A 12931-nucleotide genomic window follows, 5' to 3' on the forward strand; every position below is an offset into this window, starting at 1 on the left:
GATGACGCCAGTAATTGATCTGCTACGTTCCCACCGCTCCATTCGCCATTTCACTCAGGAACCCATCAGCGATGCGCAGCGCGAGGCCATTATTGCCGGTGCGCAGGGCACCTCCAGCTCCAGCTTCCTGCAGTGCAGCTCCATTATCCGCATCACCGACCCCGCGATGCGTGAACAGCTGGTGACCCTCACCGGCGGGCAACAGCACGTCGCCCAGGCGGCGGAGTTCTGGGTGTTCTGCGCCGACTTCAACCGCCATCTGCAAATCTGCCCTGAGGCGCAGCTCGGCCTGGCAGAGCAACTGCTGCTCGGTGTGGTGGATACCGCTATGCTGGCGCAGAACGCGATGACGGCGGCCGAGTCGCTGGGGCTGGGTGGCGTCTACATCGGCGGCATCCGCAACAGCATTGAGGCGGTAACCGAACTGCTGCAGCTGCCGAAGCACGTCCTGCCGCTGTTTGGCCTGTGCCTCGGCTGGCCGGCGGATAACCCGGACGTCAAGCCGCGCCTGCCTGCGGCGATGGTGGTGCATGAAAATCACTACCAGCCGGTTGATCAAGAGGTGCTGGCGCAGTACGACGAAGAGCTGGCGAACTACTACCTCAGCCGCGCGACCAATAATCGCCGCGATACCTGGAGCGACCATATCCGGCGCACCATCATCAAAGAGAACCGTCCGTTTATCCTCGATTATTTGCATAAACAGGGCTGGGCGACGCGATAAGTCCATTCATCCTGCGCCTGCCTGCGTGTATGATACGCAGGCTTTTACGGATCATGTCTGAGAGGTGCAGGGTGAAAATTGCCATATTGTCCCGGGATGGAACGCTCTGGTCGTGTAAACGGCTGCGTGAAGCGGCGGAGCGGCGCGGCCATCAGGTGGAAATCCTCGATCCGCTCTCCTGCTATATGAATATCAGCCCGGCGGCCTCCTCCATTCACTATAAAGGGCGTCAGCTGCCGCACTTCGACGCGGTTATCCCGCGTATCGGCTCGGCAATCACCTTTTATGGCACCGCCGCGCTGCGCCAGTTTGAGCTGCTCGGCAGCTATCCTCTGAATGAATCCGTGGCGATCACCCGGGCGCGTGACAAACTCCGCTCCCTGCAGCTGCTGGCTCGCCAGGGGATCGACCTGCCCATCACCGGCATTGCCCACTCTCCCGACGACACCAGCGATCTGATCGAGATGGTGGGCGGGGCGCCGCTGGTGGTCAAGCTGGTCGAGGGCACCCAGGGAATTGGTGTGGTGCTGGCGGAAACCCGTCAGGCGGCAGAGAGCGTGATCGATGCGTTTCGTGGCCTGAACGCGCACATTCTGGTGCAGGAGTACATCCAGGAGGCGAAAGGGCGCGACATTCGCTGCCTGGTGGTAGGCGATGAAGTGGTTGCGGCCATCGAGCGCCAGGCCAAAGAGGGCGATTTTCGCTCCAACCTGCACCGGGGCGGCGTTGCCCGGGTGGCAGAGATCACCTCGCGGGAGCGGGAGATCGCATTGAAGGCCGCACAGACCCTTGGGCTCGATATTGCCGGGGTCGATATCCTACGTGCCGATCGCGGGCCGCTGGTGATGGAAGTTAACGCCTCACCGGGGCTGGAAGGCATTGAGAAAACCACCGGGGTTGATATCGCCGGAAAGATGATCGGCTGGATAGAGCGCCAGGCCACGCCGGAGTTTTGCCTGAAAACGGGCGGATAACTCACCTGCCACGCACTGTTATTTTTTTAAGAGGTTCCACCGTTATGGATTCACTCGTAGTACCGACACTTGATACCTTGCGCCACTGGCTCGACAACATGGGCGTCAGCTTTTTTGAATGCGATACCTGCCAGGCGCTGCACCTGCCGCACATGCAAAATTTTGACGGTGTGTTTGATGCCAAGCTCGATCTGATTAATGACGTAATTCTTTTTTCGGCGCTGGCAGAGGTTAAACCCTCGGCGTTACTGGCCTTAGCATCGGATTTATCCGCCATCAATGCCAGTTCTTTGACCGTGAAAGCATTTCTCGATATACAGGATGATAATCTGCCAAAACTGGTGGTTTGCCAGTCTTTCTACGCAGCCGTCGGGCTGACTTTCCCGCAGTTTGCCGCCTTCATGCAGCAGAGCGAAGAGCAGATCTCAATGGTGATGCTTGAAGCCAGCGCCCATCATCTGCTCTACAACGCCGAAGAGGGCGTTGAGCAACCTGAATCTTCGGGCAATTTTCTGCACTAACGCTGTCTGACTTTTAGGCAGTCGCTGTCGTGGCGGCTGCATAACACCCTCGTTTGTGCTGGCTTTAACCTTTCTTTAAAGAATTATTCACCGCCATCCCGCCAATTCGGCTTATCACATAGACACTTCCTGCATAAAAAATTGTTAAAAGGCGTTTTTTAATCTGAGCTATAGCTACGGAGACAAGCTACAGTTTATTCTTGCGATGCTGTTAAATGCGAGCAGATACCGCCACCTGAGTAACATCTTCTGCTGCAGGCAGAGTGATAAATTATGCACGTTTCTTGCATAGGCTAAGAGTGTTCATTTTTAGCGCGTTTGTTAACGCGCTTTCAGAAGGATTAACGCTATGATCGCTTTACATAAAAAATGGTTATCGGGTCTGGTTGCAGGTGCTCTGATGGCTGTCTCTGCCGGCACGCTTGCTGCGGAACAAAAAACGCTGCATATCTATAACTGGTCTGATTATATTGCGCCGGATACCGTCGCCAATTTTGAAAAAGAGACCGGGATTAAAGTCGTTTATGACGTCTTCGATTCTAACGAAGTGCTGGAAGGCAAACTGATGGCGGGCAGCACCGGCTTCGACCTGGTGGTACCGTCAGCCAGCTTCCTTGAGCGTCAGCTCTCTGCCGGCGTGTTCCAGCCGCTGGATAAAAGCAAACTGCCGGACTGGAAAAACCTCGACCCCGAGCTGCTGAAGCTTATCGCCAAACACGATCCGGACAACAAGTACGCCATGCCGTACATGTGGGCCACCACCGGCATCGGCTATAACGTTGAAAAAGTTAAAAAAGCGCTGGGTGAAGATGCGCCGGTAAACAGCTGGGATCTGGTGCTCAAACCTGAGAACCTCGAGAAGCTGAAAAGCTGCGGCGTGTCGTTCCTCGATGCGCCGGAAGAGGTGTTTGCTACCGTCCTGAACTACCTCGGCAAAGATCCGAACAGTACCAAAGCAGATGACTACACCGGCCCGGCAACCGATCTGCTGCTGAAGCTGCGTCCCAATATCCGTTACTTCCACTCGTCCCAGTACATTAACGACCTGGCGAACGGCGATACCTGCGTAGCTATTGGCTGGGCAGGGGATGTGCTGCAGGCGGCGAACCGCGCTAAAGAAGCGAAAAATGGCGTGAATATCGCTTATTCAATCCCGAAAGAGGGGGCGATGGCCTTCTTTGACGTCTTCGCAATGCCTGCTGATGCGAAAAACAAAGACGAAGCCTATCAGTTCCTGAACTACCTGCTGCGTCCGGACGTCATTGCTCATATCTCTGACCACGTCTTCTATGCCAACGGCAACAAAGAAGCCACGAAGCTGGTCAGCGCCGAAGTGCGTGACAATCCGGGCATCTATCCCCCAGCCGACGTACGCGCCAAGATGTTCACCCTGAGCGTTCAGGAGCCGAAAATCGACCGCGTTCGTACCCGTGCGTGGACCAAAGTGAAAAGCGGTAAATAACCGCTCCTCGTAGGCCGGGCAAGCGTAGCGCCCCCGGCAACAGGCGCACCGTTCTGGTGCGCCTGCACCAGTTTGATTGATGCCGGAGAGCACCCCGTGAACGACGCGATCCCCCGCCCGCAGGCGAAAACCCGTAAAGCGCTGACCCCGCTGCTGGAAATCCGTAACCTGACCAAATCCTTTGATGGTCAGAATGCCGTGGATGATGTCAGCCTGACTATCTACAAAGGCGAAATTTTTGCCCTGCTGGGCGCATCTGGCTGCGGTAAATCGACGTTGCTGCGCATGCTGGCCGGGTTTGAACAACCCAGCACCGGGCAGATTATGCTCGACGGTGTCGACCTCTCTCAGGTGCCGCCGTATCAGCGTCCGATCAATATGATGTTCCAGTCTTACGCGCTGTTCCCGCACATGACCGTGGAGCAGAACATCGCCTTTGGCCTGAAGCAGGACAAACTGCCAAAGGCCGACATCACCGCCCGCGTGGCCGAAATGCTGAGCCTGGTGCACATGCAGGAGTTTGCGAAGCGTAAGCCGCACCAGCTCTCGGGCGGCCAGCGTCAGCGCGTGGCCCTGGCCCGCAGTCTGGCGAAACGGCCAAAACTGCTGCTGCTCGATGAACCCATGGGAGCGCTGGATAAAAAACTGCGCGACCGCATGCAGCTGGAAGTGGTGGATATTCTCGAGCGCGTCGGCGCCACCTGCGTGATGGTGACCCACGACCAGGAAGAGGCCATGACTATGGCCGGACGCATCGCGATCATGAACCGCGGTAAATTCGTGCAGATTGGCGAGCCGGAAGAGATCTACGAGCACCCGACCACCCGCTACAGCGCCGAATTTATCGGCTCCATGAACGTGTTTGAAGGGCTGCTGAAAACGCGTGAAGAGGATGGCCTGGTCATCGACTCGCCGGGGCTGATCCACCCCCTGAAGGTCGCTGCCGACAACTCGGTGGTGGACAACGTCCCGGTGTACGTGGCGCTGCGTCCGGAAAAAATCACCCTCTGCGACGTACCGCCTGCCGATGGCTATAACTTTGCCATCGGGGAGGTGGTGCACATCGCCTATCTCGGCGATCTCTCCATCTATCACGTCCGGCTGAAGAGCGGGCAGATGATCAGCGCCCAGCTGCAAAACACTTACCGCTACCGCAAAGGGCTACCGACCTGGGGCGATGAAGTGCAGTTGTGCTGGGAAGCGGACAGCTGCGTTGTACTGACGGTATAAGGAACGGCGATGAGCAAACCTGAACCTGCGACCCGCGTAGCGGCGGACATTGATACCAGCTGGCTGACCCGCATGCAGATGGCCCACGGGCGCAAGCTGGTGATCGCCCTGCCTTACGTGTGGCTGATCCTGCTGTTCCTGCTGCCGTTCCTGATTGTGTTTAAAATCAGCCTGTCGGAGATGGCGCGCGCCATCCCACCCTACAGCGATCTGGTGGAGTGGGGGGAGAGCCAGCTGTCGATCATGCTCAACCTGGGCAACTTCCTGCAGCTGACCGAGGACCCGCTCTATTTTGAGGCCTATCTGCAGTCGCTGCAGGTGGCGGGCATCTCGACGATCTGCTGTTTGCTGCTGGCTTATCCGCTGGCCTGGGCGGTGGCGCACAGTAAGCCCTCGACGCGCAACATCCTGCTGCTGCTGGTGATTTTACCCTCCTGGACCTCGTTCCTGATCCGCGTCTATGCCTGGATGGGGATCCTGAAAAACAACGGCGTGCTGAACAACTTTTTGCTGTGGCTGGGGGTTATCGATCAGCCCCTGACCATTCTGCACACCAATCTGGCGGTCTATATCGGTATCGTATACGCCTACCTGCCGTTTATGGTGCTGCCGATCTACACCGCCCTGACGCGCATCGACTACTCGCTGGTGGAAGCGGCGCTGGATCTTGGTGCCCGTCCGCTGAAAACCTTCTTCACGGTGATTGTGCCCCTGACCAAAGGCGGGATTATCGCCGGGTCAATGCTGGTGTTTATCCCGGCGGTAGGGGAGTTCGTGATCCCGGAACTGCTCGGCGGCCCGGACAGCATCATGATTGGTCGCGTGCTGTGGCAGGAGTTCTTTAACAACCGCGACTGGCCGGTGGCTTCGGCGGTGGCGATCGTGATGCTGCTCCTGCTGATCGTGCCGATCATGTGGTTCCACAAGTACCAGCAGAAACAGATGGGAGATCACGGATGAACAACTTACCGGTAGTGCGCTCGCCGTGGCGGATCCTGATCCTGGTGCTCGGGTTTACCTTCCTGTATGCCCCGATGCTGATGCTGGTGATCTACTCCTTCAACAGCTCCAAGCTGGTGACGGTGTGGGCGGGCTGGTCCACGCGCTGGTACGGCGAGCTGTTCCGTGACGAGGCGATGATCAGCGCCGTGGGGTTAAGCCTGACCATTGCCGCCTGTGCGGCGACGATGGCGGTGATCCTCGGCACCATCGCCGCGGTGGTGATGGTGCGCTTTGGTCGTTTCCGCGGCGCCAATGGCTTTGCCTTTATGATCACCGCCCCGCTGGTGATGCCCGACGTCATCACCGGTCTGTCGCTGCTGCTGCTGTTTGTCGCCATGGGGCACGCCATTGGCTGGCCGTCGGATCGCGGCATGTTGACCATCTGGCTGGCCCACGTCACCTTCTGTACTGCCTATGTGGCAGTGGTGATCTCCTCGCGCCTGCGCGAGCTGGATCACTCCATTGAAGAGGCGGCGATGGATCTGGGCGCCACCCCGCTGAAGGTGTTCTTTATCATCACTCTGCCGATGATCATGCCGGCGGTGGTCTCCGGCTGGCTGCTGGCCTTTACCCTGTCGCTGGACGACCTGGTGATCGCCAGCTTTGTCTCCGGCCCGGGGGCGACCACGCTGCCGATGCTGGTCTTCTCCAGCGTGCGCATGGGGGTCAATCCGGAGATTAACGCCCTGGCGACGCTGATTCTCGGCGTAGTCGGCATCATCGGGTTGATTGCCTGGTATCTGATGGCGCGGTCTGAAAAACAGCGCCAGCGCGATATCCAGCGTGCAAGACGTGGCTGAAGCTCCTAAAATCTGCAAAGAAGCGTAATTGAGATGCCGCGTTAACGCGGCATCGTTTCATGGAAGACATCACGTTGGGATTTTTCACTAAAACAAGCCGGTCACATGCCCGTCTGAATGTTCCTGCTTTGGTGCAGGTGGCGGCGCTCGCCATTATTATGATCCGCTGCCTCGATGTATTTATGATTTTCAATACTCTGGGCATGCGCGGCATGGGGGAGTTCATTCACCGCAGCGTCCAGACATGGAACCTGACGCTGGTCTTTTTTGCCAGCCTGATGCTGGTGTTTATCGAGATTTTCTGCGCCTTTTCGCTGGTAAAAGGGCGCAACTGGGCCCGGCTCATCTACCTCCTGACCCAGGTTGTCGCCACCGGCTATCTGTGGGCCGCGTCGCTGGGCTACGGTTATCCGGAGCTGTTCAGCATTCCTGGCGAGTCGAAACGCGAGATCTTCCACACCCTGGTGATGCAAAAGCTGCCCGACATGCTGGTGCTCGGCCTGCTGTTTGTCCCCGCGGCCAGCCGACGGTTTTTCCGACTGCAATAACGTGTATAATCGCTGCCCCCAGACGTATTAAGGTTTCGTTATGCAGTGCGCACTCTATGACGCCGGTCGCTGCCGCTCCTGTCAGTGGATAGAGCAGCCGGTCTCTTCTCAACTTTCCGCTAAGATGGCCGACCTGCAGACCTTGCTGTCTGACCTGCCGGTGGCGGAGTGGTGCGCGCCGGTCAGCGGGCCGGAACAGGCCTTTCGCAATAAAGCCAAAATGGTGGTCAGCGGCAGCGTCGAAAAACCGCTGCTCGGCATGCTGCACCGGGACGGCACGCCTGTCGATCTGACCGACTGTCCGCTCTATCCAGCCTCGTTTGCCCCTGTCTTTGCTGCCCTGAAACCCTTTATTGCCCGCGCGGGCCTCACGCCTTATAACGTGGAACGCAAGCGCGGCGAGCTGAAGTACATTCTGCTCACCGAAAGCCAGCGGGATGGCGGGATGATGTTGCGCTTCGTGTTGCGCTCCGATGCTAAGCTGCCCCAGCTGCGCGCGGCGCTGCCGTGGTTGCAGGAACAATTACCGCAGCTGAAGGTGATCACCGTGAACCTTCAGCCGGTGCATATGGCGATCATGGAAGGCGACGAGGAGATTTTCCTCACCGACGCCCAGGCGCTGGCGGAACGGTTTAACGACGTGCCGCTGTGGATCCGCCCGAAAAGCTTCTTCCAGACGAACCCGACCGTCGCCAGCCAGCTATACGCCACCGCCCGCGACTGGGTGCGCCAGCTGCCAGTGAACCATATGTGGGATCTGTTTTGCGGCGTCGGCGGTTTTGGCCTGCACTGCGCGACTCCGGAGATGAAGCTGACCGGGATTGAGATCTCCGCTGAGGCGATCGCCTGTGCTACCCAGTCGGCCACCGAGCTGGGGCTGACAAATTTGCACTTCCAGGCGCTCGATTCCACCCGGTTCGCCACCGGTCAGGGCAACGTGCCGGATCTGGTGCTGGTCAACCCCCCGCGCCGCGGCATCGGCAAAGCGCTGTGCGACTACCTCAGCCAGATGGCCCCGCCGTTTATTATCTACTCCAGCTGCAATGCGCAGACGATGGCGAAAGATCTTCGGGATCTGCCCGGCTATCGCATCGCACGCGTGCAGCTGTTCGATATGTTCCCGCATACTGCGCACTATGAAGTGCTGACCCTGTTAGTTAAGTCCTGATTGCCCTGCGGCGCTGCGCTTGCGCGGGCCTACGGTTTATTCCCTCTCCCCTATGGGGTGTACGGTCCGGGGACATCATGAACACTTGTTCGGGGACATGGTAGACACTTACAACTGAGGCATAAGAACCCGTTTATGGAGTCGCTTATGCCCTGGGATGCGAGAGATACCATGTCATTACGTACCGAGTTTGTATTGTTCGCCTCGCAGGACGGGGCGAACATCCGCGCACTGTGCCGTCACTACGGCATCTCACCTGCCACCGGCTACAAGTGGCTTCATCGCTGGACTGAGGACGGTTTATCCGGCCTTCAGGATCGTCCCCGTACGCCCCGTCATTCCCCCAACCGTTCATCAGACGACATCGCTGACCTGCTGCGGATGGCCCATGCCCGTCATGAACGCTGGGGCGCCCGCAAGATCAAGCGCTGGCTGGAAGACCAGGGCCACCGCATGCCCGCCTTCAGCACCGTCCATAACCTGATGGCCCGCCACGGCCTGCTGCCGGGTGTGGCACCGGGCGTTCCGGCCACAGGCCGGTTCGAACATGAGGCCCCGAACCGGCTCTGGCAGATGGATTTCAAGGGCCACTTTCCCTTCGGCGGCGGGCGCTGCCATCCGCTCACCCTGCTGGACGACCACTCCCGTTTTTCCCTGTGCCTGATGCACTGCCCCGATGAACGGCGTGAGACCGTGCAGCAGCAACTGGTCGGGGTGTTTGAACGCTACGGCCTGCCGGACCGGATGACGATGGACAACGGCGCACCCTGGGGCGACACCACCGGCACCTGGACGGCGCTTGAGCTGTGGCTGATGCGCCAGGGGATACGGGTGGGCCACTCCCGGCCCTACCATCCGCAGACCCAGGGCAAGCTGGAGCGTTTTCACCGCAGCCTGAAGGCGGAAGTCCTGCAGGGTAAGTGGTTCGCGGACAGCAGCGAGCTGCAGCGCGCCTTCGACCACTGGCGGACGGTGTATAACCTCGAACGGCCCCATGAGGGGCTGGATATGGCGGTTCCGGCCTCACGCTACCAGCCGTCCGTGCGGCAGTACCGCAGCCACACCACACCGCCGGAATACGACGGGGGCGTGATGGTCAGGAAGGTGGATATCAGCGGGAAGCTGAGCGTGAAGGGTGTCAGTCTGAGCGCGGGCAAGGCGTTCAGGGGCGAGCAGGTGGGGCTGAGGGAGACACAGGAGGACGGTTGTTACGAGGTGTGGTGGTACAGCACGAAAGTGGGGGTGATCGACCTGAAGAAAAAGTCGATCACCATGGGTAAAGGATGTTAAAAAGTGTTCACCATGTCCCCGAACACCTGTCTACCATGTCCCCGGACCGTACATGGGGAGAGGGTCAGGGTGAGGGGATCAGCGCGCACAATCTTAAACAAAATGTGAACGTTTCCCGCCGCGGAAATCGGGTAAGCTTTACCTGTTAAGATTCAATAAGGCTGACCGATGAAGCAGATCCTGCTGGTGGAGGACGACGGCGATATCGCCGCGTTACTGCGCCTCAATTTAGAAGACGAAGGTTACGTAATTACCCACGAGGCGGACGGGGGCAAGGCGCTGCACCTGCTCGGACAAACCCACTGGGATGCGGTGATCCTCGACCTGATGCTGCCCAACGTTGACGGGCTGACCCTCTGCCGGGCGATCCGCCAGCGTGACCACTACCTGCCGGTGATTATTATCAGCGCCCGCAGCAGCGAAACCGAACGCATTCTGGGCCTCGAAACCGGGGCCGATGACTACCTCGCCAAACCTTTCTCAGTGCAGGAGCTGGTGGCGCGGATCCGGGCGCTGTTCCGCCGTCAGCAGGCGATGGGTCAGCAGACGTCCGGGCTGATCGCCGCCCACGGCCTGACCATCGACCCGCTGGCCCGCAGCGTTCTGCTGCACGGCGAGCCCATCGACCTGACGCCGCGTGAGTTCGATTTACTCTACTTTTTCGCCCGTCATCCCGGGGAGGTCTTCTCCCGTCTGGCGCTGCTGGAACAGGTGTGGGGGTATCAGCACGAAGGCTACGAACACACCGTCAACACCCACATCAACCGCCTGCGGGTAAAAATTGAAAAAGACGCCGCCGAGCCAGAGGTGATCCGCACCGTCTGGGGCAAAGGCTACCGCTTTGCCAGGGAGGCGGAATGACGCGCCGTCTGACCCTGCTGTTTATTCTGTTGCTGACGGGCTGTGCGGCGGTGGCCTGCGCGGTGCAGCTCTGGACCAGCATGCAGTACGGCAACGCCATGGTGCAGCGCCTCTCCGGCGGGCTGGCGCAGCACATCGCCCAGCGCGAAACCCTGCTGGACGCCAACGGGCAGGTGGATCGCACCCGGCTCAAGCCGCTGTTCGACAGGCTGATGACCTATAACCCCAGCGTGGAACTCTACATCCTCTCTCCGGACGGGGAGATCCTCGCTGATGCCGCGCCGCCGGGGCATATCAAGCGGCAGAAGCTCACTGTTGCGCCGGTGCAGCAGTTTCTCACCGGGGGGATGATGCCGGTTTACGGGGACGATCCCCGCACCCTGACGGGAGAGAAGGTCTTTAGCGCCGTGCCGCTGCATCAGGACGGCGTGCTGCGCGGCTACCTCTATATCATTTTGCAGGGCGAGGAGCTGAACGCGCTGGCGGAGCGGGCGTGGCAGAAAACGCTGTGGAGCACGGTGGTCTGGTCGCTGCTGCTGGTGGCCCTTTTCGGCGCGCTGGCGGGGGGCCTGGTCTGGTACTGGGTCACCCGGCCGGTGAAGCAGTTGACCGACGAGGTGAGCGGCCTCGATCGGGAAAGTATGCACGTCATCAAGCAGCTGGCCGCCCAGCCTCAGCAGGCCGCCCCGTCTGACGAGGTGGCCCTGCTGCGCAACACCTTTATCGAACTGGCGCAGCAGATTGCCAGCCAGTGGGATCAGCTGGCGGACAGCGACCGGCAGCGCCGGGAGTTTATCGCCAATATCTCCCACGATCTGCGTACCCCGCTGACCTCTCTGCTGGGATATCTGGAAACCCTGTCGCTGAAAGCCGGCACCCTCTCGCCGCAGGAGACGCAGTACTATCTCTCTATCGCCCTGCGGCAGGGGCATAAAGTGCGTCATCTGTCCCAGGAGCTGTTTGAGCTGGCGCGCCTGGAGCACGGCAGCATCAAGCCGCAGCGGGAACGCTTTGCTATCGGGGAGCTGATCTCCGACGTGGCGCAAAAATTTGACCTGGCGGTGGAGACCCGTCAGCTCCGGCTGCATATCGACGTGCCGCGCCAGCTGCCGATGATCAACGCCGATCTGTCGATGATCGAGCGGGTAGTGACCAACCTGCTGGATAACGCCATTCGTCATACCCCGCCGGGCGGCGAGATCGGGCTAAAAGTGTGGCTCGAGGGCGAGCAGGTGCAGGTGGAGGTGAATGACAGCGGGCCGGGTGTCGATGAGCATCTGCGCGATCAGCTGTTTATGCGCCCATCGGCGCTGAGCCAGCAGGCGGCGCGGGACAATCGCGGCGGTCTGGGGTTATTGATTGTGAAACGAATGCTGGAGCTGCATGGGGGAGGTATCAGGCTGATGGAAGCGGCGAACGGAGCCAGTTTTCGCTTCTTTGTGCCGCTGTGAGTAACGCCGGGTGGCGGCTTCGCCTTACCCGGCCTACGGATGGTGCGTTTTGCGGTTTTGTAGGCCGGGTAAGCGTTAGCGCCACCCGGCAAAACAGGCACAACAATCTTACTGCGGGAACCACTGGTCGCTGATTTTCTGGTACGTGCCGTCCGCTTTAATCGCTTTCAGGGCGCCGTTCAGTTTCTCCACCAGCGCTTTGTTATCCGGACGCACTGCGATGCCCAGACCGGTGCCGAAATACTGCGGGTCGGTCACTTTATCGGTAGCGGTGCCCAGCTGCGGGTTGGTTTTCAGCCACTCGTTCACTACCGCCGTGTCGCCAAACACGCCATCAATACGGCCATTTTTCAGGTCGATAATCGCATTCTGGTAGCTGTCATAGGCCACGGTTTTCACTTCCGGGTGCTTATCCTGGAGGTATTTCTGGTGCGTGGTGCCGTTTTCCATGCCGATGCGCTTGCCTTTCAGCTCATCAAAGGATTTGTAAGCCCCTTTCTTCGCAATCACTACCGCAGAGTTGGCGTAGTACGGGTCGGTAAAAGCTACCTGCTTGCTACGATCCGGGGTGATGTCCATGCCCGAAATCACTGCGTCATATTTTTTGAATTTCAGAGCCGGGATCAGGCTGTCAAAGGCGTGGTTAGTAAAGGTGCACTCGGCCTGCATCTGGGTACATAGCGCTTTCGCCAGGTCGATATCAAACCCGACGATCTGGTTGCTGGCATCCAGCGATTCGAATGGCGGATAGGTCGCAGAAACGCCGAAGCTGATTTTATCGGCGGCAGAGGCGCCGGCGGCGAAGGTTGCCAGTAAAGCGGCCAGAACTAACTTTTTCATTGTGAAGCTCCCGTCTGTCAATCTTGTCATTATGTGCCGTGTCTGCGGCTGGGGGTTACA

13 protein-coding genes are annotated in these 12931 nt (G+C 59.2%); 12 read left to right on the plus strand and 1 reads right to left on the minus strand.

The window, feature by feature from the left end; translation table 11 throughout:
• The first annotated feature begins 1 nt into the window (after position 1).
• The 12 genes from nfsA (at position 2) to SOM40_RS07255 (ending at position 12031) form a co-directional block, all read left to right on the plus strand.
• A complete protein-coding gene (nfsA, locus tag SOM40_RS07200; RefSeq protein WP_142488850.1) occupies positions 2 to 724 on the plus strand; it encodes an oxygen-insensitive NADPH nitroreductase in 723 nt (240 codons plus the stop codon).
• Positions 725 to 795: 71 nt separating this feature from the next.
• Positions 796 to 1698 (plus strand): 30S ribosomal protein S6--L-glutamate ligase, encoded by a 903-nt coding sequence (gene rimK / locus SOM40_RS07205; RefSeq protein ID WP_106992520.1) that lies wholly within the window; start codon positions 796 to 798, stop codon positions 1696 to 1698.
• A gap of 44 nt (positions 1699 to 1742) precedes the next feature.
• The gene (locus SOM40_RS07210) at positions 1743 to 2219 is read left to right on the plus strand and encodes a YbjN domain-containing protein (RefSeq protein WP_106992521.1); all 477 of its coding nucleotides are present in this window, start codon (positions 1743 to 1745) and stop codon (positions 2217 to 2219) included.
• A 349-nt stretch (positions 2220 to 2568) separates the two neighbouring features.
• Entirely contained in the window at positions 2569 to 3681 is a 1113-nt protein-coding gene (gene potF, locus SOM40_RS07215) for a spermidine/putrescine ABC transporter substrate-binding protein PotF (protein WP_166181972.1), read from the plus strand.
• A 96-nt stretch (positions 3682 to 3777) separates the two neighbouring features.
• Complete coding sequence (gene potG / locus SOM40_RS07220; protein ID WP_166181973.1) at positions 3778 to 4911, plus strand: putrescine ABC transporter ATP-binding subunit PotG; 1134 nt, start codon at positions 3778 to 3780, stop codon at positions 4909 to 4911.
• 9 nt (positions 4912 to 4920) lie between these two features.
• Positions 4921 to 5871, plus strand: coding sequence for a putrescine ABC transporter permease PotH (gene potH / locus SOM40_RS07225; protein WP_320530678.1), 951 nt, complete (start codon positions 4921 to 4923; stop codon positions 5869 to 5871).
• Positions 5868 to 6713, plus strand: a complete 846-nt coding sequence (gene potI / locus SOM40_RS07230; RefSeq protein WP_106992525.1) for a putrescine ABC transporter permease PotI — start codon at positions 5868 to 5870, stop codon at positions 6711 to 6713. Before potH ends, potI begins: the two co-directional genes overlap by 4 nt.
• Before the next feature lie 59 nt (positions 6714 to 6772).
• Positions 6773 to 7261: a YbjO family protein gene (locus SOM40_RS07235; protein WP_312188823.1), complete on the plus strand. Its 489-nt coding sequence runs from the start codon at positions 6773 to 6775 to the stop codon at positions 7259 to 7261.
• A 40-nt stretch (positions 7262 to 7301) separates the two neighbouring features.
• Positions 7302 to 8429, plus strand: coding sequence for a 23S rRNA (uracil(747)-C(5))-methyltransferase RlmC (rlmC, locus tag SOM40_RS07240; RefSeq protein ID WP_320530677.1), 1128 nt, complete (start codon positions 7302 to 7304; stop codon positions 8427 to 8429).
• A gap of 147 nt (positions 8430 to 8576) precedes the next feature.
• On the plus strand, positions 8577 to 9719 hold the full coding sequence (locus SOM40_RS07245; RefSeq protein WP_422655540.1) for an IS481 family transposase: 1143 nt from the start codon (positions 8577 to 8579) through the stop codon (positions 9717 to 9719).
• A 168-nt stretch (positions 9720 to 9887) separates the two neighbouring features.
• Complete coding sequence (locus tag SOM40_RS07250; RefSeq protein WP_312078626.1) at positions 9888 to 10580, plus strand: response regulator transcription factor; 693 nt, start codon at positions 9888 to 9890, stop codon at positions 10578 to 10580.
• The gene (locus SOM40_RS07255) at positions 10577 to 12031 is read left to right on the plus strand and encodes a sensor histidine kinase (protein ID WP_320529751.1); all 1455 of its coding nucleotides are present in this window, start codon (positions 10577 to 10579) and stop codon (positions 12029 to 12031) included. The genes SOM40_RS07250 and SOM40_RS07255 overlap by 4 nt, the downstream gene beginning before the upstream one ends.
• A 108-nt stretch (positions 12032 to 12139) precedes the next feature.
• Here the strand turns inward: SOM40_RS07255 and artJ are convergent, their stop codons facing one another.
• Entirely contained in the window at positions 12140 to 12871 is a 732-nt protein-coding gene (gene artJ / locus SOM40_RS07260) for an arginine ABC transporter substrate-binding protein ArtJ (RefSeq protein WP_106992530.1), read from the minus strand.
• Positions 12872 to 12931: the final 60 nt, after the last annotated feature.

Source organism: Leclercia sp. CFBP8987 (assembly GCF_034044995.2).
Classification (GTDB): Bacteria; Pseudomonadota; Gammaproteobacteria; order Enterobacterales; family Enterobacteriaceae; genus Enterobacter; species Enterobacter tamurae.

What these genes read in the sequence shown, in the direction of transcription:
- nfsA (WP_142488850.1), top strand. Translation starts at nt 2, where the DNA reads ATGACGCCAGTAATTGATCTGCTACGTTCCCACCGCTCCATTCGCCAT.
- SOM40_RS07210 (WP_106992521.1), top strand. Translation starts at nt 1,743, where the DNA reads ATGGATTCACTCGTAGTACCGACACTTGATACCTTGCGCCACTGGCTC.
- potF (WP_166181972.1), top strand. Translation starts at nt 2,569, where the DNA reads ATGATCGCTTTACATAAAAAATGGTTATCGGGTCTGGTTGCAGGTGCT.
- potH (WP_320530678.1), top strand. Translation starts at nt 4,921, where the DNA reads ATGAGCAAACCTGAACCTGCGACCCGCGTAGCGGCGGACATTGATACC.
- potI (WP_106992525.1), top strand. Translation starts at nt 5,868, where the DNA reads ATGAACAACTTACCGGTAGTGCGCTCGCCGTGGCGGATCCTGATCCTG.
- SOM40_RS07235 (WP_312188823.1), top strand. Translation starts at nt 6,773, where the DNA reads ATGGAAGACATCACGTTGGGATTTTTCACTAAAACAAGCCGGTCACAT.
- rlmC (WP_320530677.1), top strand. Translation starts at nt 7,302, where the DNA reads ATGCAGTGCGCACTCTATGACGCCGGTCGCTGCCGCTCCTGTCAGTGG.
- SOM40_RS07245 (WP_422655540.1), top strand. Translation starts at nt 8,577, where the DNA reads ATGCCCTGGGATGCGAGAGATACCATGTCATTACGTACCGAGTTTGTA.
- SOM40_RS07250 (WP_312078626.1), top strand. Translation starts at nt 9,888, where the DNA reads ATGAAGCAGATCCTGCTGGTGGAGGACGACGGCGATATCGCCGCGTTA.
- SOM40_RS07255 (WP_320529751.1), top strand. Translation starts at nt 10,577, where the DNA reads ATGACGCGCCGTCTGACCCTGCTGTTTATTCTGTTGCTGACGGGCTGT.
- artJ (WP_106992530.1), bottom strand. Translation starts at nt 12,871, where the DNA reads ATGAAAAAGTTAGTTCTGGCCGCTTTACTGGCAACCTTCGCCGCCGGC.